Source organism: Hyphomicrobium sp. B1 (genome assembly GCF_049532635.1).
Lineage (GTDB): Bacteria > Pseudomonadota > Alphaproteobacteria > Rhizobiales > Hyphomicrobiaceae > Hyphomicrobium_B.
In genome coordinates, this window is record NZ_CP134871.1 from 1,745,852 (window position 1) to 1,772,492 (window position 26,641).

The following is a 26,641-nucleotide window of genomic DNA, read 5'->3' on the forward strand; positions in this document are numbered from 1 at the left end:
AATGGGGAAGAGACCGGGGGTCGGTCTCTTCATCGGCAATCAGTCGGCGACTGCGATCTTGAACGGGATCGGATTGCGCATCGTGTTGGCGACCGGCGAGAAATAGTTCGCATGACGCACGATTTCCGCGAGTTCTTCGCGGCTGGCGTCGCCCTCGACGTCGACCGTAACGCGGATTTCCTGAAAGCCCATCTGCGACGGTTCACGCTCAGCGCCGCCTGCACCCCATGCGGCAGGGTTGCCGATGTCGCCTTCAAGTTTCAGCTCAAGTTTCGACAGCCGCACGTTCTTCCAGGTCGCGACGGCCGTGATGCCGACGGCAAGGCAGCCGCCAAGCGCTGAGAGGACGATCTCGCCCGGAGCCGGAGCGGTGTTCTGACCGAAGAGATGCAGCGGCTCGTCGACGACGACCGGCGTGTGGTCGCCGACATAGCTGAGCGTGCGGTATTGGCCCTCGCACACCGTCTTGACGACGTTGGTGCCGCGGGAGCCGGGGTTGTTACGGCCCTTTTCGGCGAATGCCATCAGGCCGTCGCGGTCGATCGGCCGAAGATAGGTTTCGATGGTCTTGGTCTGGGCAGAGGCGGTCATGCTGTTTCCTCGGTTCTCATGGATTGACGGTCTTTCCGTCGCCTTCGAGGGGATATCCGCAAGCCGCGTGCCAAGACCTCAAGCAATCGTAAACAACCAAAAATTCATAAACATATTCAATTTGTTAGATTGACTGTGGCGCCATATCGGGCGCATTTCGAATGCGGCTCTCTCGCCAACAATTTGTCGACAATGTCGACGGTCTTTTTTTGCTTGGCGATTGGGATGCGAGAGGAGTCCTAGATGGGCTGTCCTAGCCATGGCGAAGGCACTGACAAAATGTCGACGAAAGTCGACAAGAGGCGGGGACTGGCCGCTCTGTCACAGCGTCGCGCTTACGTAGTCAATTGATTCTGCGCGTCTATTTCAAAACTCCAGGCCTTGGCACAGCTGTTGCGAAGCGCCGATCCATGCAACAACTGGGGTGCGATATGGATAAAGACAAAGTGGCAGGCGGTCGAAGCGGATGTTCGTGCGGGGGGCACGACGATCAAGCCGCGCATGACATTGCGACATCGGGTCAAGCCAGCGCCCTTGAGCGAGCGACTGAGCGCGCACTTTTCAGAGCTGTGTTTCCCAATCCGCTGGAGCGGCGCAACTTCCTGAAAGCTGTCGGCGCGACGACAGCTGCGGCCGCACTCAATCATCTCTTTCCGGTCAAGGCAGCGGCCGAAGCGCTGGAAGAAACCGGCAAGCCAGAAAAGACCGACCTCAAGATCGGATTTCTTCCGATCACCTGCGCGACGCCGATCATCATGGCGGCGCCGATGGGCTATTACACCAAACAGAAGCTCAACGTGCAGCTCATGAAGACGCCGGGTTGGGCCATCGTCCGCGACAAGACGATCAACGGCGAATATGACGCAGCGCATATGCTGGCGCCGATGCCGCTCGCGATCTCACTCGGACTCGGATCGACGAAAGCGCCGTTCGTTTCGCCCGCAATCGAGAACATCAATGGTCAGGCCATTTGTTTGGCCAACAAGCACAAGAACAATCGCGATCCGAAGAACTGGAAAGGCTTCAAGTTCGCAATACCCTACGATTTCTCAAATCATAACTATCTGCTGCGCTACTATCTGGCGGAGCACGGCATTGATCCCGATACCGACGTGCAGCTTCGTTTGGTGCCGCCGCCGGAGATGGTCGCCAACCTGCGCGCCAACAACATCGACGGTTTCTTGGCACCCGACAACCTCGTCCAGCGCGCCGTATACGACGGCGTCGGCTTCATTCACATTCTCTCCAAAGAGATTTGGGACGGTCACCCTTGCTGCAGCTTCTCGCTGTCGCGCAAGATGATCGCTGAGACGCCGAACACGTCCGCGGCGTTGCTGCGCGCCATCATGGAGGCGACGGCCTATGCGCAGAAGGCGGAAAATCGCAAGGAGATCGCCGCGGCCATCGCACCAACGAACTATTTAAATCAGCCGCTGACTGTGGTCGAGCAGGTATTGACTGGGACTTACGCTGATGGTCTAGGCGGCGTTAAAAAGGACCCGGCTCGCATCGCATTCGATCCGTTCCCTTACGAAAGCTTCGCCGTCTGGACGCTGACGCAGATGAAGCGCTGGGGCCAGATCAAGGGCGACGTTGACTATCAATCGGTCGCGCGCGAGGTCTACCTTGTGACGGACGCGGCGAAGGCCATGAAACAAGCAGGTTTGACGCCGCCACAAGCGACGACAAAGACGTTCAGTGTCATGGGCAAGCGATTCGATCCCGCCAAACCGGACGAATATCTGAAGTCCTTTGCAATAAGTCGCGCCGGGTGACACGCTCGATCCGCGATCTTTCGGCACTGGACGCCCGCGCCGCATCGTCGGCGCGGGCGATTTCGCGTTATGAAAGGTCCGGAGATGCAATCGAAAGCGTTATGACGGCGAGCGAGAAGAAATCACAACGCGAGAGCAGCAATTTCTGGCGGGCTCAGGAGCTTTATCTGATTCAGGAAGTCGCGAACCTGATCGGGAAGGGTCTCTACTTCGATCAGGTTGCGCGCGGGGTGCTGCACCTGCTTTCGGAGATGCTTGGGCTGAACCGCGGCCGCATCGTGCTGAAGTCGCCTGATGAAGACATCTACCGCATCGCTTATTACTACGGGTTGACGTCCGCAGAAGCTGCGCGCGGCCGATATGCACTCGGCGAAGGCGTCACAGGTTACGTCATTCAGACCGGCCAACTCATTATCGTCCAGGATATCGATAAAGACCCAAGCTTTCTTGGCCGCGCGGTCGAACGCAGCAAGTTGCCGGAAGGCGTCGTCTCGTTCTTTGCCTGCCCGATCCGCGTCGAAGACCGCACCGTCGGTGCGCTGGCCTGTCACAGGATACGCCATAGGGATCGCCCGCTGCAGGACGATGTTCGCATTCTCAAAATTCTCTCTGCGATCCTCGGTCAATTTCTAACGCTCAACGATCGCATTGATCGGCGGATGCGGGCCATCGAGGCGCGCGATGCAGCGTCGGCACCGGCCGGCGACAAGGCAACACAATACGGCATTGTCGGACGCTCGCCGGCCCTGCTGCGTGCGATCTCGCAGATCGAGCAGGTCGCGGACGCCACCGCGAGCGTTTTGCTGCTTGGCGAGTCGGGAACCGGAAAAGAGCTTTTCGCCCACGCGCTGCACGTCGCCGGGCCGCGAAAAGACAAGCCGTTTATCAAAGTCAATTGCGCAGCCATTCCCGAAACGCTGTTTGAATCGGAACTTTTTGGGCACGAGCGCGGCGCCTTTACCGGCGCGAGCGAAGCCCGCATGGGTTGGTTCGAGCAAGCCAACGGCGGCACGATCTTTCTCGATGAGATCGGCGAGATGCCGCTGCTCATGCAGACTAAGTTGCTGCGTACGCTGCAAGAGGGGACAGTCGTCCGCTTGGGCGGTAAGCGGGAGATCAAGGTCAACATGCGTGTGGTGGCGGCCACCAATCGCGATCTTGCCGGAGCGGTCGAGAGCGGCGACTTTCGCGAGGACCTTTACTACCGTCTCAACGTCATTCCCATTCTTCTACCGTCGCTGGCGCAGCGCCAGAGCGATATTCCCGAACTCGTCCGTCATTTTTTGAGCCGCGCGAACGTTGCGAACAAGCGGGAGGTCGCGTTGACGGCCGACGCGATGCACTATCTCGTCGAACAGCCATGGCCGGGAAATGTCCGTCAACTGTCGAACTTCATCGAACGTCTGGTTCTTCTCGCGAGCGCACCGGTTCTCGGACGTGTCGAGGTTTCCGCCTTGCTGACCGATCGCGTCTTCGATATCAGTCCGCCGAGCGAGCACCATCAGACGCGGCAACCGATGTCATCCGTGATGCCTGTTCGCCCCTATCTTCCGGCGGCGTCGCACGGACCCGACGATCTTAAGCGTGCTCTAGAATTTTCCGGCGGCAACAAATCGCGAGCCGCGCAACGGCTCGGTTTGACGGAGCGGCAGTTCTCGTATCGGCTTCGCAAGTTCAAGGCCGAAGGTACGAAATTCTAAGTCGACAAACTTTGACATTGTCGACACTTTGTCTTGCGTACAATGCCGGCCATCGCGAAAAGCTCACTGATAAGCGCCTGAATTCAAGCGTTACGAGCTGCCGCCGTTTCTGCCAAAATTGGCACATCGATTGCAACCTCCCTCTCTCAGGCGACGGATGAACCGGGGGGTACAGCATGAACGCCATCACAGAGATCACCGCTCTCGATAGCCGAGAGTCGGTTGATCGCCCGCTACTGCCTCTCGGCAACGAGCGGATAATCGACACTGCCGCCAGACACAAATCGAAGCATGGAATCTGGACGCGGAGTCGATCATTGAAACGAGCTACCGAACTTCTTTGCATTGCTGTTGTCGCAGGAGTGTGTGTTGCTGCGGCTACCCCGTCTCAGGCGGCTGACCTTGGCGGTGATTGCTGCGCGGATTTGGAAGAACGCGTTGCCGAGCTTGAAGCAACGACGGCGCGCAAAGGCAATCGCAAGGTCTCGCTGACGATCTCGGGCTACGTGGCTCAAGAGATGACCTGGTGGGACGATGGCGCTGAAAGCAACGTCTACCTGCATGGCCTCGGCCCGACGCAGGCCACGCATGTGATCTTCAACGGCAAGGCCCAGATCCTGCCCGGATGGACCGCCGGCTACCTGCTGCGCATCCAGAACCTCGCTGATAATCCGTTTGGACGCAACGCCTCGACCGGCGCGGCGATGAACCAGAATTCGGCGGACTTCAACCAAGGCCTCAATGTCCAGATGTCGTTCTGGTATTTGAAGAGCGAGCAGCTCGGCAGCTTGAGCGTCGGCCGTCAGGCGAACGCCTCCAAAAGTGCGGCCATGTTCACGGACAAATCCGGCACGCAGGTCATCGACAACTACACGTTCTTCGACGGCTTTCCGCAGTTCAAGCTGCGCCAGAAGGGCGGCGGCTATGCACCAGGCAACATGACTTGGGGGCAGCTGTCTTATTGTTATTCGCAGGATGCGCCGATCGGCGGCGACTGCGATGGCATCGTGATGAACGCGGTGCGCTATGATTCACCTGTGTTTGGCGGCTTCTCAGTCTCGGCGAGTTGGGGCGAAGACGACGACTGGGAGCTTGCAGCGCGCTATGCTGGCAAGTGGAACGACTTCAAGGTCAATCTTGGCGTCGGCTATTCTGAGAACTCTGATGAGCGCATCAGCGGCACGGCCGTGCTGACCTCGAAGGACAGTCAATACTTCCAGGCCGGCGGCTACATCGAGCATATGCCGACGGGTCTGTTCTTCCACGGCGCGTACGGCCGTGAAGACAACAACGACGCCAAGCTTGTGAACGGTGCGACCGCACCCGACAGCCATCACTGGTACATCAAGTCGGGTATCCGCCGGAACTGGACGCCGCTGGGTGCGACGATCGTCTATGGCGATTATGCCGAATACGATGACCAGCTTGGACCGGCTGCGCTGGCGCTTGGCGCGACGGGGAGTTCGTTCCAGCGTTACGGCGGTGGCATAGCCCAGGAGATGGACGCAGCAGCGATGACGGTCTACGTCAAATATCAGCACTACGATGCGGATGTGTCGGGCGTGTCCAGTCTATCCGACCTCGAAGGCCTCGACCTCGTCAGCTTTGGTGGGCTGATCAATTTTTGATCGAAGCTTCCTTCCGCAACTTCGGCGGAATGCCAGCGAGCAGCTAAATCCCGGGCTGCTCGCTGGCGCTTGATGAACTCCAGGCTATCAGGTCATCGCCGTATGCGCGATCTTTCACTCCGATAAGTGCAGCTCAGTTTGCCTTCACGACCTCGGGCGGGCTCCAACTCCCATCCAGAATCGAAGGGCTCGTTTCCTTAGGCCAATACATCCGCAGCATCGGCAGGAATGCACCTTTCGGAGCCGGGAGCCAATTGGATTCCTTATCGGCACCCGGCGATTCATTCTGAAAGTAAAGCGTAACGGAGCCGTCGGGATTGGCTTTCAAATCGTTGCGCGGACTGACCGTAAATTTGTTCAGCGCATTCGGTACGAACCACCACCCCTGGTCGATTTGGTACATCGTGATCGACCAGAAACCGTTGACCGGCGGCTCCTGGCCCTTAGCAAACGTCAGCGTATATTTGTCCGCGCCGCTGAGCGGCTGTCCGGCGCTGTCGACCTCCGTATAGGGATAGACGGCGTCAGCCTGCAAATTGGCCGGCCATCCAAAAGCCGCGACGAGCGCGCGCTTCATGTAGTCGGTGCCGTATTCACCAAGACCCTTGGTGAAGATCCATCTCTTGACCTCCACTCCCATCGCAGCCTTGTTCGCTCCGATTTTATCGAGCGCCTGCTGCGGCAACGCTTTCAACGCTGCCTGAACATCAGGATCGAGATGAGCCAAGCTGAATGTCTTGCACGGTTCAATGCCGATTTTCGCCATCTCTGCGAGGATAGGTGCGTCCTCAGTCGCCGGGGGCGCATCCATGCACATCAATCGCGCCATCATATTGAAGTAGCCTTCGGTTCCAAGGCCAAGAATGACGTCCTGTGGTTTGTCGGTCATGGAGAAACCCGGATTGGGATCCACCGGCGGGGCCACATACGTGTAATCAGCGCCGACCGCCGAGAGCGGCCGGAGGTCGTACTCAGCCTGCAGAGCATTCACGGCTTTGTAGTCGGCCTCGCTTCCGTCTGCGTACGTCCGTCCGAGAATCAGCATGTAACGCGTGGGAGATTTGATCTCCGTCATGCCGGACGGCACCTCGCCTTTCCATCCCGGGCCGGTCAGCAGGAATTTCTCTGCTGCGCCGCCCGTCGTGCGGGTGCCAGGAGAATGGATCACAGGCATCCAAAGACTATACATGGGAAACAGATAGTATCGCTTACCCATATCCGGATGAGAGAAAACGGTCGGACCTTTTTCCAAATCTATCCAGGCGAGCGAATAAAGCGTATCGGCATTCGGCGCTGATACGCCGCGATAGTCCGCAGGCGGATAACGCGGAATATTAACAAACTTGCCCATTGGCCCCCGCGTGCCGTCGGGCTTGTCGACGTTCGTCATTTGAACGCGCGTAACTTCAGTAGTGATGAGAGAATAACCATAGATATAGGCATCCATCGCAATCGCTTTGGATTCGTCCACCGTCAAGGCGTGAGCGGCGCATGAAAAAAAAGCGGCACTCATGTGAGCCGCCGACGCAATTTTAAATTGTTTTTTTATTACCACGCTGTCTCTCCGTTTCACATTTTTGCGAGAGAATACGATGCAGGCGGAGGAATAATTCGCTTTATGCGCCAGACGGTGTAAAATAGCCAAGGTTCGCTTGTTTGTATCGCTATCGCTGCTCGCATGATCTCAAGCTTTCCCTTGGTGCGCGCGTCCGATATCGCGCCGTTCGTTCGATGGGTTCAAAAAAACGGACGGTCGCTCGACGACGTGCTCGCGTGCGGAGGGCTACCGGCCCCGCCTTGGGACGCGACCGCCCGCCCGATTTCCCTGATCAAAGCTCTTTCAGTGATGCGGATGCTGTCCCTGCAGGAAGGACCCGACATCGCGACGCGCGTAGTGACAGACACGAGCATTCTCGATCTCGGAGAGCTGGGTCAACTCATGCTTGGCGGCAGGACGCCGCGCGAGGCACTCACTCTTGTCTGTGAAGCGATGCCCCGTCATTGTACACACGAATTTCTATCGATCACGCCGGCCGCCGCAGGCGCGTTCATTCGTGAGGAACTCACTCTCGATGTGGACGATGTCACGCGGCACACTGTGCAGCAATACGTGGCCGCACTGATCCGTTCGCTCTGTAAAATGACGGGTTACGCAGGCGAGCCGCTCGGCAAAATTGAGCTCACGCCGCATCCGGAATTCGGCTTGTCGCACCTCAACGGGAGCCTCGGACCAGAGCTGACGCCGAGCGCCACGAACGCGCTCACGGTCTTTATATCCGATGATGTTCTGGATCGGCCGTTCCCCAGTTCCATCCGGAAGTTCGGAGGCGATTGGCCCAAAGATCATTGGGATCCGCTCTACAGTGCAAACAGTTTCGCGTGTACGGCGCGGGCATTCATCGATTTCATGCTCGATGATGGCGAGCCGACCGTTGAGCGATTTGCCGAGGCGAGCGGCTTCAGCGTGCGAACATCGCAGCGGCGACTTGCGGCCGAAGGCACGAGCTTTTCGGATCTTCTGGATGAAGCGCGAAGGGCCCGCGCGCTCGTTGCGTTGAGCGGCTCTTCGAAATCGATCACGCACGTTGCCGCGGATCTGGGTTATTCCGGGCAGCCCTCTTTCGTCCGCGCCGTCCGCCGGTGGACGGGCGTATCGCCGCGACGGTATCGGAACGGCGCCGTTTGAGCAGAACGGCCCGGCGCGAATTTCCATGCAATCAACGGTCCGTCGTCCGACCTTGTCGCGACCCTAGTTCCGGCCCTGAGCACTTGCGGGCAGTTGACCGAGCGCGGAAATCGTGTACCCGAGACAGTCTTCTTGGTGGACACGGGCATGCACGCAGGGCCGAAACGACTTTCCATCTTGGTCATAGATGAAAACCGTCTGCGCGCCTCGGTCATCGAAGCGGGCCTGCGGGAAGCCGGCTATGATCACCTCACCGTCGTCCACGACGTCGCGGGAATTGCGCGCCGTATTTCCGAGATTGAGCCGGACGTCATCGTTATCGATCTCGAAAATCCCAACCGCGATATGCTCGAGAACATGTTCCAACTTTCTCGTGCCGTGAACCGCCCCATCGCGATGTTTGTCGACCGTTCGGACAGTGCATCGATCGAGGCGGCGGTCGAAGCGGGGGTATCGGCTTACGTCGTTGACGGACTGAAGCAGGAGCGCGTCAAGCCGATCCTCGAGATGGCGATCAGTCGCTTTAACGCCTTCTCGCGCATGACCCGGGAACTTGAAGAGGCGCGTTCGGAGCTTGAAAACCGCAAGCTCATCGACCGGGCGAAGGGCATTCTCATGACTACGCGCGGTCTCTCCGAGCCCCAGGCTTACGCCTTGCTACGCAAGACTGCGATGAACCAAAATAGAAAGCTCTCCGAAATCGCCGAAAGCTTGATAACGGCAGCCGGGCTTCTCGCCCCACCCGACGAGGAGGGATGACGATGGCGAGCCTTTACCAGATCACTGCCGGGTTCATGCCGCTTCTCGACAGCGCGGTTCTCGTGACTGCAAAAGAAATGGGCTTCGCCGAGGCCGAAGGCGTCGATTTGGTGCTCGTCCGTGAGATGTCGTGGGCCAACATCCGTGATCGTCTCGCGGTTGGACATTTCCAGGTCGCCCACATGTTGGCGCCGATGCCGATTGCCTGCAATCTTGGCCTGACACCGCTGGCTGTTCCAACCATCGTTCCGATGGCGCTCGGTCTGGGCGGCAACGCCGTTACCGTGTCGAATGCCCTGTGGGACGCGATGGCAGACAACGGCGCAAAGGCCGACTTCGATCCTGCGACGAACGGCAAGGCTCTAAAGGACGTCGTTCGTACGCGCATGGCCCAAAACAAGATGCCGTTGCGGTTCGCTGTCGTCCATCCACACTCAGGGCATAACTACGAGCTTCGCTATTGGCTGGCCGCCTGCGGCATTGACCCATCGCGCGATATCGAGATTGTCATCGTGCCCCCGCCGTTGATGGTGGACGCTCTCGCGAGCGGCACGATTGACGGCTATTGCGTCGGCGAGCCGTGGAATTCTGCCGCGGCTCTCCTGGGGCACGGCCATATAGCGACCGTGAAGGCCGCCATTTGGCGGTCGAGCCCCGAGAAAGTTCTCGCCGCCGGCGCGCACTGGGCGCAAGAGAATCCTGAAGCGCTGTCCGCCTTGTTGCGCGCGTTGAATAACGCCGCCCAATGGTGCGCCGACGCGCACAATCGTAATGATCTGGCACGCATTCTGGCCGAGCGGACGTATGTCGCTCAGCCTGTCGAATGGATGCTGCCTGCGCTGCAGGGCCAGTTGCCCGTCGGCAATGAACACGCCGTCGCCGTCTCCGACTTCTTTGTACCGTTTGCCAAAGCAGCGACGTTCCCATGGAAGAGTCATGCGCTCTGGTTTTATTCGCAGATGGTTCGCTGGGGGCAGGTGCTACACAGCGCGGAGAACGCAAAAATTGCGCGCGAAACGTATCGGCCGGATCTTTACCGTGCCGCGCTGAAGCCGTCAGGCATTGCGCTCCCGGTGGCGAACGCGAAGGTTGAAGGAGCGCTCACGGCGCCCACTCCGGTCGGTTCATCCGGCGCGAGCCTGGTGCTTGGGCCGGACGGTTTTTTCGACGGGGGCTTGTTCGATCCCGACAAGCTCGACGCCTACATCACAAGCCAGAAGCGGTGACGATCCCCGACCTGCGTCAAACGTGCACTGCACAAAATTTGCGCCGACGGGTCGTGAAATTGCTAAATGTTTGGACTTGCGAAGCGTTCGCTACTGCCGCAATCCTGGCAGGGACTCGAGTTGAAGGTTTGTAATTTCAGCTCGCCTAAGCTGCGTGATTTCCGCGCTTAGGGTTTCGTCCGCGTCCAATGACGGGCGCTCAATAGGCAAAGCTGCCGTTCAAGCCTTCCTACCCTCTTTGCCGAGGGTGTGAGCGCTTGGCCGGCAGCTTTTTTGTTTTTAGCGCCACGACCGGGAGCAATCGATGCGCACACAGGAAAGTTCGGGATTATCGCTGTCCACGGTTGAAGGGCGCGCCCTTTGGATTTCGACGATCGCTTTCACGGCCTGCTTCGCAGTCTGGACGATCTTCGCAATCATCGGCATTCGCATCAAGGCGCAGCTCGGATTGAATGAAACCGAGTTCGGTCTGCTGGCGGGAACGCCCATTCTGACCGGCTCGCTCGCCCGCATCTTCCTCGGCATCTGGACCGACCGCTACGGCGGACGGGTCGTGTTCACGCTCAACATGATCGCTGCAAGCATCGCGACGGCGCTTCTCGTTTTCGCGCACACCTATACGCAAATGCTTGTTGCGGCGCTTGGAGTAGGTCTCGCGGGCGGCTCATTTGCGGTCGGTATTGCCTATGTCTCGCGCTTCTATCAATCCGGACAGCAGGGCACCGCACTCGGTATCTTCGGCGCCGGCAACGTCGGCGCGGCCGTCACCAAATTTCTTGCCCCGTTCGCACTCGTTGCCTGGGGCTGGCATGCCGTCGCGCTGATCTGGGCGGCTGTACTGGCGGTGATGGCCATCGTCTTCTGGTTTACGACGACCGACGACCCGGTCACCGCTGAGCGCCGCCGCACAGGCGAAGCGCCAAAGGCGTACGCAATGGAACTCGCGCCGCTGAAGGATATCCGCGTTTGGCGGTTTTCCTTCTACTACTTCTTCACGTTCGGCGCTTTCGTCGCCCTCGCACTCTGGCTGCCGCGTTACCTGATCGGCGTCTATGGTTTCGACATCGAAACCGCTGGCATGATCGCTGCCTCCTATTCGATTCCGGCGAGCATATTCCGCGCTTACGGCGGCGTGCTGTCGGATCGCATCGGCGCCCGCGCTGTCCTGTACTGGTGCTTCGGCGTCTCCGCCATCGCGACGCTAGCTCTGTCGCTGCCACCGACCGATTACGTCATGCACGGCACGCACGGACCGATCTCTGCGCACTTCGAGATCAGCCCCTTAATATTCGTCGGAATCGCGATGGTGCTCGGGTTCTTCATGAGCATCGGCAAGGCCGCCGTCTATAAGCACGTCGCGACGTACTACCCGGACAACGTCGGCTCTGTCGGCGGCCTCGTCGGCATGATCGGCGGCCTGGGAGGTTTCGTTCTGCCAATCGCCTTCGGCTTTCTCAATCAGGTGACGGGCCTTTGGACGAGCTGCTTCATGCTGCTGTTCGTCATCGTCGTCGCTCTGTTCGTCTGGATGCACCTTTCGATCCGAAGCATGGAGCGCGATGACGCCTCCCCGAAATCCGCAACCAATACCGACAGCGCCCTGGCCCAAATCGCCGGCCAGGCATGAGAGCGGGAACAACAGTCATGACGGAAAAACTCGTCATAATCGGCAATGGCATGGCGCCTGGGCGGATGCTTGAGCATCTGTTCGAGACATCACCCGGCCGCTTCGCCGTCACGATTTTTAACGCCGAGCCGCGCGTCAATTACGATCGCATCATGCTCTCTCCCATTCTGTCCGGCGAGAAGAGCTATGAGCAGATCATCATTCACGGCGACGGCTGGTACATCAAAAACGGCATCACGCTCTATAAGGGCCACAAGATCGTCGCTATCGATCGCGACGCCAAAACCGTGACGTCCGATCACGGCGTCGTCGAAACTTATGACAAGCTCGTCATCGCGACAGGATCGGTGCCGTTCATTCTGCCGGTGACGGGTAACAATCTGCCGGGCGTCTTGAGCTATCGTGATTTGGATGACGTCAACGCCATGCTGCTTGCGGCGCAGTCGCGGGCCAAGGCGGTCGTTATCGGCGGCGGCCTCTTGGGATTGGAAGCTGCGGCAGGTCTTGAAGCACAGGGCATGGACGTCACTGTCCTGCATTTAATGCCGACGCTGATGGAGCGCCAGCTCGATCCCGCGGCAGGTTATCTCTTGCAGCGCGCGATTGAAGATCGCGGCATCAAGGTCATCTGCAAGGCCAACACGAAAGCCATTCTCGGCGACAGACGTGTCGAAGGTGTCGAGCTTGCTGATGGTCGTATCATTCCAGCGACGCTCGTCGTCATGGCGGCCGGTATCAAGCCGAATGCCGGGCTCGCAAAAGAGGCTGGTCTGGCCACCAATCGCGGCGTTCTCGTCAACGCCGGCATGCAGACATCCGATCCTGATATTTATGCTGTCGGCGAGTGCGCCGAAGTCGGTGGGCACGTTTACGGCCTCGTCGCACCGCTTTACGAAATGGCGCGCGTGGCAGCGGCCCACCTCGCAGACGAAAAAAGCACGGCGGCGTTCGTCCACAACGACACGCCGACGAAGCTCAAAGTCACCGGTATCGAGCTTTTCTCGCTCGGTGACTTTGCTGACGGAGAAGACCGGCACGAGATCGTCCTGCGCGATGCCTCGGCCGGTGTCTACAAGCGCATCATTCTGAAGGATAACCGCATCATCGGTACTGTCCTTTATGGGGAAACCGCCGATGGCGCGTGGTTCAACGACCTGAAGAAGAAGCAGGTCGATATCTCCGACATGCGCGACACCTTGATCTTCGGCCAGGCCTATCAGGGAGGAACGCCCCTCGACCCTATGGCGGCCGTTGCAGCCTTGCCCGATGACGCAGAAATCTGCGGCTGCAACGGCGTATGCAAAGGCAAGATCGTCGGTGCCATTCAGGTGAAGGGCCTGACGTCGCTCGATGACGTCCGGGCTCACACCAAAGCTTCTGCCTCGTGCGGCTCGTGCACGGGCCTCGTTGAGCAACTCATGGCTCTGACGCTCGGGGATACCTACAACCCGACCGCCGTGCAACCGATGTGTGGATGCACAACCCTGGGCCATGACGATGTTCGCCGATTGATCAAGGCGAAAAGCCTCAAGAACATTTACGCCGTCATGCAGGAGCTTGAGTGGACGACGTCGTGCGGCTGCGCCAAGTGCCGCCCGGCGTTGAATTACTATCTCGTCTGCGACTGGCCCGGCGAATACGCCGACGACTATCAATCGCGTTTCATCAACGAGCGTGTGCACGCGAACATCCAGAAGAACGGCACGTATTCCGTCGTGCCGCGCATGTGGGGCGGCGTTACGAGTGCAAATGAGCTGCGGGCCATCGCCGACGTCGTCGACAAGTTCAACATTCCGACCGTGAAGGTGACCGGCGGCCAGCGCATCGACATGCTGGGCGTGAAGAAAGAAGACCTGCCCGCGGTCTGGGCCGACCTCGGCAAAGCGGGCTTCGTATCGGGTCACGCTTACGCGAAAGGTCTGCGAACCGTGAAGACGTGTGTCGGCACCGACTGGTGCCGCTTTGGTACGCAGGATTCGACCGGCTTCGGCATCCGCATCGAGAAATTCATGTGGGGCTCGTGGACGCCCGCGAAGGTCAAGATGGCCGTTTCGGGCTGTCCGCGAAACTGCGCCGAAGCAACTTGTAAGGACGTCGGCGTGATCTGCGTCGACTCCGGCTACGAGGTTCATTTTGCAGGTGCGGCCGGTCTCGACATCAAGGGCACGGAAGTTCTGGGTCTTGTCAAAACCGAGGACGAAGCCCTCGAAGTCATTGTTGCGCTCGTACAGATGTACCGCGAGCAGGCGCGCTATCTCGAACGCATCTACAAATGGGCAAAGCGCGTCACCATCGACGAGATTCGTCGCCAGGTTCTCGATGATACCGAGAAGCGCCGCGGCTATTACGACCGCTTCGTCCATTCGCAGAAATTCGCACAGGTTGACCCGTGGTCGGAACGCGTTTCCGGCCTGCACAAGCATGAGTTCAAGCCGATGGCAACCATCGGCATGGCAGACGCGGCGGAGTGATGGACATGAGCTGGGCATTGATAGGCAGCATCACCGATATTCCGCGACGCGGTGCGCGCTGTGTCGAGACGCCGCAAGGCAAGGTCGCGGTCTTCCGCACGGCGGAAGATCGCATCTTTGCAATCGAAGATCATTGTCCGCACAAGGGCGGGCCGCTGAGTCAGGGCATCGTCCACGGCGCCGCCGTAACATGCCCGCTTCACAACTGGGTCATCTCGCTCGAAACCGGCAAAGCGCTCGGCGCCGATGAAGGCAGCGTGCGGACGATACCGGTCAAGGTCGAAGGCGACCAACTCTTTATTGCCTTGGCTTCCGAAGCCAAAGCCCATCGCGCGGCGTAAGGCAAATAGAGATGACCATGCCTCAGCCAACCAAGACGACGTGTCCGTACTGCGGCGTCGGCTGCGGTGTGCTTGCAGAAGCGTCGGCTGACGGCACGGTCGCGGTGAGCGGCGATCCGGATCATCCGGCAAACTTTGGCAGGCTGTGCTCGAAGGGTTCGGTGCTTGGCGAAACCGTCGCTCTCGATGATCGCCTGCTATATCCCGAAGTCGGCGGTCGGCGCGTGAGCTGGAACGCGGCGCTCGATTTCGTCGCTTCTGGTTTTTCCAAGACGATCGCCGAGCACGGCCCGGACTCGGTCGCGTTTTATGTCTCCGGCCAGCTTCTCACCGAAGACTATTACGTCGCCAACAAACTGATGAAGGGCTTCATCGGCTCGGCGAATATCGACACGAATTCGCGGCTGTGCATGGCGTCGTCTGTTGCGGGGCACAAGCGCGCATTCGGCACCGATACCGTACCTGGCTGCTACGAGGATCTCGAATGCGCGGATCTCATCGTGCTCGTCGGCTCGAACCTCGCGTGGTGTCATCCGGTTCTCTATCAACGCATCGTCTCGGCAAAAGAGAAGCGGCCGAGCATGAAGATCGTGCTGATCGATCCGCGTCGAACGATGACCGCCGATCTCGCTGAGATGCATTTGCCGATCAAGCCTGATGGCGACGTCGCGCTGTTCGTCGGCTTGCTCAATCATCTGGCTGATGTGGGCGCAATCGACGACGCCTTCGTTTCCGCACACACAACGGGGTTCGAAGGCACACTCAACACTGCGCAATCTGTCGATGCGCTGACCGTCGTTGAGCGAACCGGACTGTCGCACGCACGGCTTAAAGACTTCTTCGATATCTTCGCGCGCACGGAAAAGGTGGTCACCATCTTCAGTCAGGGTGTCAACCAATCGTCCTGCGGCACCGACAAGGTCAACGCCATCATCAATTGCCACCTCGCGACGGGCCGCATTGGTAAGCCAGGCATGGGGCCGTTTTCCATTACCGGCCAGCCAAACGCCATGGGCGGTCGCGAAGTTGGCGGTCTGGCAAACACGCTCGCCGCTCATATGGAATTCGACAGGGTAGGCGACGGCGACCGCGTCCAACGCTTCTGGCAATCTCCGGTGATCGCGGCAAGGGCCGGCCTCAAAGCCGTCGATATGTTCCGCGCCGTCGCCGATGGACGCATCAAGGCGATCTGGATCATGGCGACGAATCCCGTCGTCTCGATGCCGGATGCAGGCGACGTTGAAGACGCCTTGCGCAACTGCCCGTTCGTTGTTGTCTCGGACGTCATCGCGAAGACAGACACGGTGCGCCATGCTCATGTCACGCTTCCGGCCGCGGCATGGGGAGAGAAAAGCGGCACCGTCACCAATTCCGAGCGGCGCATCTCGCGACAGCGCAGTTTCCTACCGCTACCCGGCGAAGCACAACCCGACTGGTGGATCATGTGCGAAGTCGCAAAGCGCATGGGATTCGGCGGCGCCTTCGCGTTCCAGTCGCCGTCAGAGATTTTCGCTGAGCATGCGGCGCTCTCCGCATTCGAGAATAAAGGCACCCGCGATTTCGATATCGGCGCATTCAGCAATATTTCCGGGGACGATTTCGACGCACTCGAACCGTGTCAGTGGCCTCGCCGGATAGGCGAGAGTTCCCGCATCCGCTTCTTTGCGGACGGAAACTTTTTCACGCCTGATCGCAAGGCACGCTTCGTAAACACTAGGATCGGCAGCGGTCGGCGCGAACTTTCAGCTTTTCCTCTGACTCTCAATACCGGTCGCATTCGCGATCATTGGCATACGCTGACCCGTACTGGAAAAAGTCAGCGTCTGTCACAGCATTACGGCGAGCCGTTTGCCGAGATCCATCCCGAAGACGCAAGTCGTTACGGTATCGCGGACGCAGATCTCGTTCGCGTTTCGACTGGGTCTGCGGCTGTCCTGGTGCGAGCGCTGATTTCGCCGCGCCAGCAACGCGGCTCGATATTCGTTCCGATGCATTGGACGGATCAGTTCTCCTCGAAGGCTCGCGTCGATACTCTCGTGCCGTCTATTGTCGATCCGATCTCGGGTCAGCCGGCTTCGAAGAACGTCGCTGTTCGCATCGAGCGCTTCGTCGCCGAAACATATGGCTTTGCGGTTCTTGCCCGCAAGCCAGAGCACATCGACGCTGAATACTGGGCGCTTGCCAAGTGCAACGGCGGCTGGCGCATCGAGCTTGGCTTTGCGTCGGCGCGCGAAGATTGGGCCGCGTTCGCCAACGCGCTTTTCGGTTCGTCGTCCGACGCCGATACGATCGCCTTTCACGACCGCCAAAGCGCACGCTACCGCTTCGCTTGCTATCGCGATGAAACGCTGTTGGGCGCTGTTTTCCTCGCTCCCGAGCCGGTGGCCGTGTCCCGCGATTGGGCTGTTGCACAACTCGCGGCGGCACATCAGCGCGCTGCTCGCTTTAGGATCATCGCTGGTCGTCCGGGCGCTGGCGGTGCCGATAAGGGCGCAACGGTCTGCTCGTGTTTCGGGGTCGGCGCCAACGACATCGCTGCTGCTGCGCGGCGCGGCTGCCGTACCGTGGCAGACATCGGCGAGACGTTACAGGCCGGAACAAATTGCGGCTCATGCCGTGCCGAAATCAAAACCATTATCGAAGCGCAGAACCTTCAGGCAGCGGAGTGAATCTTTGAAGCGAGCAAGCAAATATCTTTCTGTGATGCTGGCGTTTGGTGCGTTGCCGAGTTTCTCTACCCCGTCTCAGGCGGCTGACCTTGGCGGTGATTGCTGCGCGGATTTGGAAGAACGCGTTGCCGAGCTTGAAGCAACGACGGCGCGCAAAGGCAATCGCAAGGTCTCGCTGACGATCTCGGGCTACGTGGCTCAAGAGATGACCTGGTGGGACGATGGCGCTGAAAGCAACGTCTACCTGCATGGCCTCGGCCCGACGCAGGCCACGCATGTGATCTTCAACGGCAAGGCCCAGATCCTGCCCGGATGGACCGCCGGCTACCTGCTGCGCATCCAGAACCTCGCTGATAATCCGTTTGGACGCAACGCCTCGACCGGCGCGGCGATGAACCAGAATTCGGCGGACTTCAACCAAGGCCTCAATGTCCAGATGTCGTTCTGGTATTTGAAGAGCGAGCAGCTCGGCAGCTTGAGCGTCGGCCGTCAGGCGAACGCCTCCAAAAGTGCGGCCATGTTCACGGACAAATCCGGCACGCAGGTCATCGACAACTACACGTTCTTCGACGGCTTTCCGCAGTTCAAGCTGCGCCAGAAGGGCGGCGGCTATGCACCAGGCAACATGACTTGGGGGCAGCTGTCTTATTGTTATTCGCAGGATGCGCCGATCGGCGGCGACTGCGATGGCATCGTGATGAACGCGGTGCGCTATGATTCACCTGTGTTTGGCGGCTTCTCAGTCTCGGCGAGTTGGGGCGAAGACGACGACTGGGAGCTTGCAGCGCGCTATGCTGGCAAGTGGAACGACTTCAAGGTCAATCTTGGCGTCGGCTATTCTGAGAACTCTGATGAGCGCATCAGCGGCACGGCCGTGCTGACCTCGAAGGACAGTCAATACTTCCAGGCCGGCGGCTACATCGAGCATATGCCGACGGGTCTGTTCTTCCACGGCGCGTACGGCCGTGAAGACAACAACGACGCCAAGCTTGTGAACGGTGCGACCGCACCCGACAGCCATCACTGGTACATCAAGTCGGGTATCCGCCGGAACTGGACGCCGCTGGGTGCGACGATCGTCTATGGCGATTATGCCGAATACGATGACCAGCTTGGACCGGCTGCGCTGGCGCTTGGCGCGACGGGGAGTTCGTTCCAGCGTTACGGCGGTGGCATAGCCCAGGAGATGGACGCAGCAGCGATGACGGTCTACGTCAAATATCAGCACTACGATGCGGATGTGTCGGGCGTGTCCAGTCTATCCGACCTCGAAGGCCTCGACCTCGTCAGCTTTGGTGGGCTGATCAATTTTTGAAGCCTGAAATTTGGATCGGCGATGGCTGAGGACTTCTCCATGCAATCTGATGCGACGACGTTTTCGCAGCCGGCGGCAAGTTCAGGGCAGTTGTCATTGCTCCGAATGTTCGGTTTGGCATTAAAGGCCGCCGTGGCGCCGGTTGCCGCAATGCTGAAGGGTTCGGCAGCGAAGATCGGCTCGACAATAAAAGGCGACAAGCCGCGCGGTTGCGTTACGCTGGTCGGCGCGGGGCCCGGTGATCCCGAGCTTCTGACGATCAAGGCGTTGCGCGCCATAGAAGCAGCGGATGTCATTCTATTCGATGCGCTTGTCTCCGACGCCATACTCAAAATGGCATCGGGAAACGCCGAGCTGATTTGCGTTGGCAAGAGAGGTGGACGGCCGAGTTGCCGCCAAGACGACATCAATCGGCTGATGGTCGAATACGCCAGCGCGGGCAGTCATGTCGTTCGCCTGAAAGCCGGAGATCCCGCGATCTTCGGAAGGGCAGGAGAAGAAGTATCGTATCTCGCAGCACAAGGTCTGGAGGCACGAATCGTGCCCGGCATCACAGCGGCATCGGCGATGGCTTCCGCGTTCGGAATTTCGCTGACGCATCGCAATCACGCAAAATCAGTACGCTTCGTGACCGGGCATTCGAAAAACGGCGGCCTGCCGGAAGATCTCGATTGGCAAGCGATCGCCGATCCTTCGGCGACGACGGTTTTCTATATGGGCGCGCCTCTCGCCGCAGAAATTTCTGAGCGCCTCATCGCGCTCGGGATGTCAGAGGATACACCCGTTGGTGTGGCGTCTTCGCTCAGTCGTCAAAATCAGAAGGTTGCGAGCTGTCAGCTTAAAGAGCTTGAAAGTGTTGTTGCGAAGTTCGATCGTTCGGAACCGCTCGTACTCGGAATCGGATCAGTATACGCGGGAACCGAAACCATAGCCGCGCATTGCCTGCCGCAGAGTGGATACGCGGTTGTTTGAGCGTGCGCTTTGCGCTGCGGTTTTTTGAGGGATATACCGCCTGCAGAACGACCCACCCTGCGACGGAGACCCCTTTCAGCCTGCATGCGAAGGCGATCGAGACGCTGTTGGAGACCTGCCTCAGCCAAAAGCAGAGGTAATAGCAACCTACCGCACTCCGCAGCGCCCTTTCTAGTTCGTAAGGTGACCCAGTCTGCTCAATCGCACTAGTCGCATTGAGCGAAAATCCTACTCTTGGCCCGGCAGTTGGGGTCGCAGCCGCCGCGTTGGCGGAGGCGGATAATCTCATGCGGGAAGACGATGACTGCGAAGGGCGCGCTGCCTCGTCGGAGGAGGAGTTATCCCGCCGGGCAGTGCAACCGACCAATCGTATTGCGTCCGGACACTAGCAAATTTCGGAGTTGGCCCGGTGGATCGCCGTAGCTTTGTCCATATCGTGCTTCCGCAATAATGGCACAAGCATCGGGACGCGCTGACGGTAGTGATTATACTCGTCGCCAAAGAGTTCGCTCAAGTCTCGCTCCTCGAGTGCGATGCCCACCAGGATGTAGGCGGTTGCCCCCACGGCGAAAAGCAGATGCCCCGCTGTCATCAGCGGCGTTGCCCACATCGCAATGACAAAGCCGAGATAGAGGGGATGTCGGACAATTTTGTATAGCATAGGTGTCCTGAATTGAGGCTCCGCTTGACGTTGCCCCGTCAGATTGAGAAGGACTTGCCGCAAGCCAAACAACTCTAAATGGCTGATCAGGAACGTGCTGGCGAAGACGAGCAACCAGCCAAACAATGACAGCCCAAACAAGACTATCGCCAGAGTTGGTTCACTCACGTGCCATACAACGTGAGTAATCGGTCGCCACTGCCAGAACAGCAGAATGAGCGCCAAACTGGACAAGAGAACGTATGTGCTGCGCTCGACTACAGAAGGAATGAACTGCGTCAGCCATTTCTTGAACGGCTTCCTGGCCATCACACTATGTTGCACAGTGAACACCGAAAGGAGAAGAATGTTCACAATGAGTGCTTCACTGAGAGGCGCAGCTTGGCCGGTGTCGATCGTCTTTGGAACGCCAAAACCGCTAACGAAGCCGATAGTGTACAAGATTGTGCCAAGGAACGCGCAGTAAGATGCGAGTCCATAGGCGAAGGTAATTCCTCGACCCATTGAGATTCCTCCTCGTTTGGGGCAGGCCGAATTTGTCGGCCGAGTAGGCGCATAGCCGTCTCCTCGGAGACTGGTATAGTTGAAGCCCCGTTGGACACCTATGATCAGTTCACCGAACGTCTTGCTCAAAACGCCGGAATATGTTGCTCGGCAATGGATGCGCTGTCAGATGTCCTGAGAGTTGTTCGGCTACGAGGCGGTGTGTTCTTGCACGCCGAGTTCGCTGCGCCGTGGTGCGTCTCCTCTCATCTCGGCGAAGAGGAAAGGCGAGTCTTGACCAAGGGCGCGGAGCACCTTGTTCTCTACCATTACGTCGTTGAAGGACGCTTGCTAGCACAGGTTCCGGGCGAAACTCCCGTAGCTATCGAGGCTGGCGAGGTTGTGATCCTCCCGCATAATCACATCCATGTCCTGGGCAGCACACTAGATCTGCCGCCCGTGCCGACACGGCAGGTAATGAACGTTACGCCTGGTGGCGGGTTTTGGACGGCTCGGCACGGTGGCAATGGCGAACGCACACGCATTGTGTGCGGCTTCCTGGGTTGCGATCGCCTCGATGGCAATCCCTTAACGGAGAGGCTTCCGCCGTTGCTTCGCTTCGACATCCGACAGGGGAGCGCCGCGGCCTGGATGCGAAGCTCGCTCGAGTTCGCGGCCGACGAGGTCGCAGCCAACAGAGCTGGCTCCGAGACAGTGTTGGCAAAGCTGTCGGAACTCCTTTTTATCGAAACTCTGCGGAGGTATGTCGAAGGTCTTCCCGACGAACACACCGGATGGCTCGCGGGCTTGAAAGATCCATTCGTATCGCGTGCTCTTTCCTTGCTTCATACTCAGATCGCCGACGAATGGACCGTTGAGAGCTTAGGGCGCGAGGTCGGCCTTTCCCGCTCGGCGTTAACGGACCGCTTCGTCCGCCTAATTGGTGAGCCACCAATGCGCTATCTAGCGCGCTGGCGAATCCAGGTCGCCGCGCATCACCTGCGCAACAGCGAAATGTCATTGGCGCGCATAGGTGAGCAAGTAGGATATAAGTCCGAAGCTGCCTTCAACAGAGCCTTCAAGCGCAGCCTGGGGCTCCCTCCGGCCACGTGGCGCAACAACCTTTATAAGGTCGAATAGGAACGGCCGCTGCAACGGCTGAATTAATTTAGCTTTTTGGAGTGGCGCGCCGGTGATGATGAAGATGAGAACTTTTGCGTCATTGTTAAGGTTGCTTGAAACAGCCTGACCCGCTTCAAGGCGCAGCTTCGGTGACGGGCTCGTCGGCGGTAGGCGTCTTGTAGCTCTGCAGCCCAGCAGCGCGCGTCGTTTTTCCGACATATATTAGCTCGTGCCGGGCTGCTGACCCTTCAGGCCGTTCTGCCCCACAACTGCGCGAGGACACGTCCGTGATCCTCAATACGTCATTCGTCGCGCAGACTGGAAAGCACGGGATTTCGTTGACAGCAGCCGCGAAAGCCGCACTGCGATCGCTTGTGCGCAGCTGATCGTTCGAGTTCCTCGATCGCAAGATGCGTGTTAATGCCCACGTCAGGAAAGGTGTGCTTCATGATCGCTCGTGCCCCGTTGCGGACGTGCGGTAGCTTTATGGCAACGTATTCACTCAAGACGCGCCGTAGCGTAATCCATCGACAAGGAGGGCAACAATTCGTCGAGCGCGCGCCAAGCCCTCCTTTCCCTCGGCGGACATGCACAGGCTCGGAACCGCGCGCAGCAGATCGTCCGGCTCTTCCCCCGCTCGGATCTCGCCTGCTCTAACCGCATCATCCAGCAGCGCGCAAAGCGCGGGCTTGAGATGCTGGTCAAAATATCCTCTCAGCGGCTCGTAGGCCGGATCGCCCGAGTGGAGTGCGCTTGCCAGGCCCCGCTTGTTCGCAACGAAATCGACGTAACGCTGCATCCAACGAGCCAATGCTTCGCCCGGCTTGTGCTTGGCAGACAAAGTCTGCGCGGCCTCTGCGCAGGCGTCGATCTCACGTTGCATGATTGCGACGATCAGATCAGATCGCTGAGGAAAGTGTCGGTAGACGGTGCCGAGGCCGACGCCGGCTTTCTCAGCAATCTCTCGAACCGGCGCGTCTACTCCTGATGTCGCGAAGACTTCCTTAGCGGCTTGCAGCAACGAGTCGACGTTGCGCCGCGCATCTGCGCGCTTCGAATGTTCCGATCCCTCTTCGCGATGCGCCGGTTTGTCCTTCACATGCGCCTCTTGCTAATCGGAACATTGTTCCATATAAACGGAATCGTGTTCCGCTTGATCTCTATAGCGTGGCACGCTTGAGTTGACCACATCGGAGCAAAGAACCAGCAATGCAATATCGCTCATTGGGACGAACAGGCATCAAGGTCAGCCCATATTGCCTGGGTGCGATGATGTTTGGAAAACTTGGAAACCCCGATCACGACGATGCTGCCCGCATCGTCCACAAAGCGCTGGACGCTGGCATCAACTTCATCGATACCGCCGACCGTTACAGCGCTGGCGAGTCCGAAGAAATTATCGGCAAGGCGCTGAAGGGACGTCGAGATAAGATCGTGCTCGCGACAAAAGTGCATGGGCCGATGGGCGATGACCCAAACATGCAGGGCAATTCGCGGCGCTGGATTACCCGCGCGGTTGAAGACTCGCTTCGCCGGCTGCAGACGGACTACATCGACCTCTACCAGATTCACCGGCCTTCACCCGATACCGATATCGAGGAGACGCTTTCCGTGCTCACCGATCTGATGCGCGCGGGCAAGGTGCGCGCGATCGGCTCCTCGACCTTCCCCGTCTCCGAGATCGTTGAAGCGCAGTGGGTGGCAGAGCGGCGCGGCCTCGCTCGCTTCCGTACCGAACAACCGCCTTACTCGATCCTCGACAGGGGAATTGAGCGGGACATGCTGCCGACATGTCAGCGCTATGGCATGGGCGTATTGGTCTGGAGCCCGCTTTCGAAGGGCCTGCTCACCGGGCGCTACCGCAAGGGGCAGCCGCTGCCTGATAGCCTGCGGGTGAAAGTGTTTCCGAAACAGATGTCGGATGAGCGGAGCCTGGATGCCGTGGAGGAGTTGATTCTGCTTGCGGTCGAAGCAGGGCTATCACTCACCCACCTGGCGATGGCGTTCGTGATGGCGCACCCGGGCGTGACGTCCGCCATTCTCGGGCCGCGCACGATGGAGCATCTCGACGATCTCCTCGCCGGTGCAGAGTTGCGCCTCAGCGATGATCTTCTCGACCGAATCGACCAGATCGCCCCGCCGGGCAACGATATCGCTGTAAACGGGGCAGCCTACAATCCGCCGGCAATCTTGAAAGCCGACCTGCGCCGCCGGCCCGCGGTCGAACGCGCCGCCGTGTAGATCAGCGGTATCGCCCGACAACCCAGACAATTCGTAACTTCGAAGGAGAATGGCTACGCACGACAAACGCGACACCCAGGTCACCGGCGCCAATCAGGGGAACGGCCTCCAGATCGCAAGGGATCGTTGACGATGCTGGCGTCCGGCAACTCTTCGTTCAAACTTGTCTTTCTTTCCGTTGGATGAAATTTCGCTTTGGCCCGAGCGGAATTGGTCTTCGGCGTTTCGCGCAAACGCTTTTTGGTCAGAAAGCAGATGTTCTGCCAACTTCTTCCCGAGCCGTGATTTGAGTGGTGGTCGACTGCGGCCCTCTCGCCATATGGCGCGCCGGACAAGATGAAAGTACGAACACTTATGTCATTGAAGTTTCATTTTAATTTCGACGCCTTCGGTGACGTTGAGTTCGGATTTTTAGGCTGCTACCTCGGCGGCTTGGAGCGTAGGGACGCAGTGGAGTTCCCACGCGATGTGGGTTCGCACGCTGTGGTATCCCTTCAAGCTAATGGCAGGCAGGTTGAAACGCCTGTTGCTCGCCTCAGCTAATTTTCTTGGTCAGAGGGCTCAATTTTAGTGTAACTTGTAAAATCCGAAATCAATGGTTACTTAGTGGGTTGAAGTTTTTCTTGAAAGTCCATGACAACCAACCGTCCGCCCCCGTTTTTCATTGCTGACAATTTGGGATTAGACTTCCTGAACTCTATCGCCGTTCCGGTGGACGAGAAGGTTGAGTGGCTTGGCTCTGGGGAGGATCTTCTCGCTTGGCTTAAACAAGGTGGATTGGTCCCCGAGGACGTGTTGGAGGCTTTTCGGAAGAAGTCGGCTCCCCGTGAACTCGATGCGGTTGCAGCGCAAGCTCGCGACTTACGGGATTGGTTCAAGCGGTTTGTTTATAAGCACATGGGCAAGCCCCTCGACGCGCGAGCGCTCCGCGAACTCCAGCCTCTTAATCAGCTTCTTGCGCGCGATGCAGAGTATGGTCAGCTGGTAGTTCGCGGTCGATCCCACGGCAGAAATTCGGTGCACGGTCACGATGTTGCGCCGGGATCGGGTTTCATGTGGCGACCACAGAGGCGCTGGGAAGCGCCCGACTCGTTGCTGTTTCCGTTGGCGCGATCTCTGGCTGATTTGATCTGCACAGAGGATTTCACCAACCTAAAAGCTTGTGAAGGGCCAGCCTGCACGCTTCTCTTTGTCGATCGGACGCGAGCTCGCGGCAGACGGTGGTGCAGCATGGCTGTCTGTGGCAATAGGGCTAAACAAGCTGCACACCGCGAGCGGACGCAAAAGGCACGAGATCAGCGTCATTGATATACGCTTTACGCCGTGCCGCTGCGATTTGCGTCCGACAAACAGCGAGAAAACGATCAGTCCAATAGGGACGTTTCGAGGCTCTCAAGTTTTCCCAAAGAGTGGATCGCCCGGTATTCCATCGGATCTATGCCGTAGATCGCGCGAAACGCACGGAAAAAGCCACTTCGGTTCTTGTACCCGACCGCGCTTGCAATCTGTTCGACAGAGCGCACGTTGGCCTCCAGAAGACCGGCCGCTTTCTTCATTCGAAGTTGCCGCAATACGACCAGGGGCGGGGATCCGATAAGTTTAGTGAAGCGCTGCATGAAACTCGATCGGCTTAAACCAGCTGTGCGCGCAAGCGATTCTACGGTGTGAGAGGCTCCCGGTTCGGCGACCATCCCGGCATATGCGCGGGCGATTTGAAAATCATTCAAGATTGGAAAACGTTCGATCCAACGTTCACTAGACGTAAACGACCGCCGTAAAACTGCGATCAATACCTGTTTGATCAATGATGCCGTCATCGCTCGCGCTCCGACCTCATGGCCGATTAGCTCGCAGAGCGCCATTTTGAGGCTGAGATCAAGTCGATCGCAGGCACCGAACTGTTCGACAAGCGGCGTGGGTAAATTGCCGAGAATGTCAAGCGACGTCCCGTAAACCGTACGGATAAAGCCGCAGATCAGAAGGATTTCCGGCGCGCCGTTACCCGCAACATAACGCGTTAGCTCTGACGGGGCGGACTGCTGCACGTTCACCTGTTGGTACGTAGTTCCGTTTGACCCATTCGCTTCAATGCGAAAGGGCGTCATCGGCGGTAGGATGACCAACGTGTGCGGAGCGAGGGGAATGGGGGGGAAAGTCCCGGCAATCATTCTTCCATGACCGGCGAGATTGTAGTGCATGCCGGCGAATTCGCTCGGGGGTAACGATAATGCCCAGCCTGGCGAAACGAGACATTCAGTCAAGCTGACGAAGTCGACTTCAAGACCGGATATCAACCGGTCGAGATCCGAAACCTCGATTTTTTTTGGACGATCGGCAACCAATTTTGGACCCTCAGATCAAGTCATCACTCTAA

20 protein-coding genes are annotated in these 26,641 nt (G+C 58.7%); 15 read left to right on the forward strand and 5 right to left on the reverse strand.

From position 1 onward, the window contains the following. Positions 1-39 precede the first annotated feature (39 nt). Positions 40-591, reverse strand: coding sequence for an OsmC family protein (locus RLW55_RS08435; RefSeq protein ID WP_013949582.1), 552 nt, complete (start codon positions 589-591; stop codon positions 40-42). Positions 592-1,022: 431 nt separating this feature from the next. Here RLW55_RS08435 and RLW55_RS08440 point away from each other — a divergent pair, with 431 nt between their 5' ends. From RLW55_RS08440 to RLW55_RS08450, 3 genes are all read left to right on the forward strand, one after another. Continuing rightward, the gene (locus tag RLW55_RS08440; protein ID WP_423416129.1) at positions 1,023-2,366 is read left to right on the forward strand and encodes a CmpA/NrtA family ABC transporter substrate-binding protein; all 1,344 of its coding nucleotides are present in this window, start codon (positions 1,023-1,025) and stop codon (positions 2,364-2,366) included. A 101-nt stretch (positions 2,367-2,467) separates the two neighbouring features. Beyond that, the gene (locus RLW55_RS08445) at positions 2,468-4,066 is read left to right on the forward strand and encodes a sigma-54-dependent Fis family transcriptional regulator (RefSeq protein ID WP_409563307.1); all 1,599 of its coding nucleotides are present in this window, start codon (positions 2,468-2,470) and stop codon (positions 4,064-4,066) included. A 317-nt stretch (positions 4,067-4,383) separates the two neighbouring features. Then, positions 4,384-5,694 carry a porin gene (locus RLW55_RS08450; protein ID WP_423416130.1) on the forward strand — a complete coding sequence of 437 codons (1,311 nt, stop codon included), beginning with the start codon at positions 4,384-4,386 and terminating at the stop codon, positions 5,692-5,694. 133 nt (positions 5,695-5,827) lie between these two features. On the opposite strand, the gene RLW55_RS08455 is transcribed toward RLW55_RS08450, so the two are convergent. Continuing rightward, a complete protein-coding gene (locus tag RLW55_RS08455) occupies positions 5,828-7,207 on the reverse strand; it encodes a DUF1254 domain-containing protein (RefSeq protein WP_423416131.1) in 1,380 nt (459 codons plus the stop codon). Positions 7,208-7,372: 165 nt separating this feature from the next. On the opposite strand from RLW55_RS08455, the gene RLW55_RS08460 reads away from it, so the two are divergent. The 9 genes from RLW55_RS08460 (at position 7,373) to cobA (ending at position 19,760) form a co-directional block, all read left to right on the forward strand. Beyond that, a complete protein-coding gene (locus RLW55_RS08460) occupies positions 7,373-8,380 on the forward strand; it encodes a helix-turn-helix transcriptional regulator (RefSeq protein WP_423416132.1) in 1,008 nt (335 codons plus the stop codon). A 147-nt stretch (positions 8,381-8,527) separates the two neighbouring features. Next, complete coding sequence (locus tag RLW55_RS08465; protein ID WP_414463954.1) at positions 8,528-9,139, forward strand: ANTAR domain-containing response regulator; 612 nt, start codon at positions 8,528-8,530, stop codon at positions 9,137-9,139. Positions 9,140-9,141: 2 nt separating this feature from the next. Next, positions 9,142-10,365, forward strand: coding sequence for a CmpA/NrtA family ABC transporter substrate-binding protein (locus tag RLW55_RS08470; protein WP_423416133.1), 1,224 nt, complete (start codon positions 9,142-9,144; stop codon positions 10,363-10,365). 304 nt (positions 10,366-10,669) lie between these two features. Then, the gene (locus RLW55_RS08475) at positions 10,670-11,992 is read left to right on the forward strand and encodes an MFS transporter (RefSeq protein ID WP_423416134.1); all 1,323 of its coding nucleotides are present in this window, start codon (positions 10,670-10,672) and stop codon (positions 11,990-11,992) included. Positions 11,993-12,009: 17 nt separating this feature from the next. Beyond that, the gene (gene nirB / locus RLW55_RS08480; RefSeq protein ID WP_423416135.1) at positions 12,010-14,463 is read left to right on the forward strand and encodes a nitrite reductase large subunit NirB; all 2,454 of its coding nucleotides are present in this window, start codon (positions 12,010-12,012) and stop codon (positions 14,461-14,463) included. After that, entirely contained in the window at positions 14,463-14,804 is a 342-nt protein-coding gene (nirD, locus tag RLW55_RS08485; RefSeq protein ID WP_409561076.1) for a nitrite reductase small subunit NirD, read from the forward strand. The genes nirB and nirD overlap by 1 nt, the downstream gene beginning before the upstream one ends. An 11-nt stretch (positions 14,805-14,815) precedes the next feature. Continuing rightward, positions 14,816-17,473, forward strand: a complete 2,658-nt coding sequence (locus RLW55_RS08490; RefSeq protein ID WP_423416136.1) for a molybdopterin-dependent oxidoreductase — start codon at positions 14,816-14,818, stop codon at positions 17,471-17,473. 4 nt (positions 17,474-17,477) lie between these two features. Then, positions 17,478-18,788 carry a porin gene (locus RLW55_RS08495; RefSeq protein WP_423416137.1) on the forward strand — a complete coding sequence of 437 codons (1,311 nt, stop codon included), beginning with the start codon at positions 17,478-17,480 and terminating at the stop codon, positions 18,786-18,788. Positions 18,789-18,827: 39 nt separating this feature from the next. Beyond that, positions 18,828-19,760: a uroporphyrinogen-III C-methyltransferase gene (gene cobA / locus RLW55_RS08500; protein ID WP_423416138.1), complete on the forward strand. Its 933-nt coding sequence runs from the start codon at positions 18,828-18,830 to the stop codon at positions 19,758-19,760. Between the two features lie 385 nt (positions 19,761-20,145). Here cobA and mddA read toward each other — a convergent pair whose 3' ends face one another. After that, positions 20,146-20,925: a methanethiol S-methyltransferase gene (gene mddA, locus RLW55_RS08505; protein WP_423416139.1), complete on the reverse strand. Its 780-nt coding sequence runs from the start codon at positions 20,923-20,925 to the stop codon at positions 20,146-20,148. A 153-nt stretch (positions 20,926-21,078) separates the two neighbouring features. On the opposite strand from mddA, the gene RLW55_RS08510 reads away from it, so the two are divergent. Next, entirely contained in the window at positions 21,079-22,044 is a 966-nt protein-coding gene (locus RLW55_RS08510) for an AraC family transcriptional regulator (protein ID WP_414464570.1), read from the forward strand. 484 nt (positions 22,045-22,528) lie between these two features. Here the strand turns inward: RLW55_RS08510 and RLW55_RS08515 are convergent, their stop codons facing one another. After that, positions 22,529-23,125, reverse strand: a complete 597-nt coding sequence (locus tag RLW55_RS08515; RefSeq protein ID WP_409561071.1) for a TetR/AcrR family transcriptional regulator — start codon at positions 23,123-23,125, stop codon at positions 22,529-22,531. A 110-nt stretch (positions 23,126-23,235) separates the two neighbouring features. On the opposite strand from RLW55_RS08515, the gene RLW55_RS08520 reads away from it, so the two are divergent. Then, positions 23,236-24,267 (forward strand): aldo/keto reductase, encoded by a 1,032-nt coding sequence (locus RLW55_RS08520; RefSeq protein ID WP_423416140.1) that lies wholly within the window; start codon positions 23,236-23,238, stop codon positions 24,265-24,267. A gap of 633 nt (positions 24,268-24,900) precedes the next feature. After that, positions 24,901-25,575, forward strand: a complete 675-nt coding sequence (locus tag RLW55_RS08525; RefSeq protein ID WP_409561069.1) for a CGNR zinc finger domain-containing protein — start codon at positions 24,901-24,903, stop codon at positions 25,573-25,575. 56 nt (positions 25,576-25,631) lie between these two features. Here RLW55_RS08525 and RLW55_RS08530 read toward each other — a convergent pair whose 3' ends face one another. Then, the gene (locus RLW55_RS08530) at positions 25,632-26,609 is read right to left on the reverse strand and encodes an AraC family transcriptional regulator (protein ID WP_423416141.1); all 978 of its coding nucleotides are present in this window, start codon (positions 26,607-26,609) and stop codon (positions 25,632-25,634) included. Positions 26,610-26,641 lie beyond the last annotated feature (32 nt).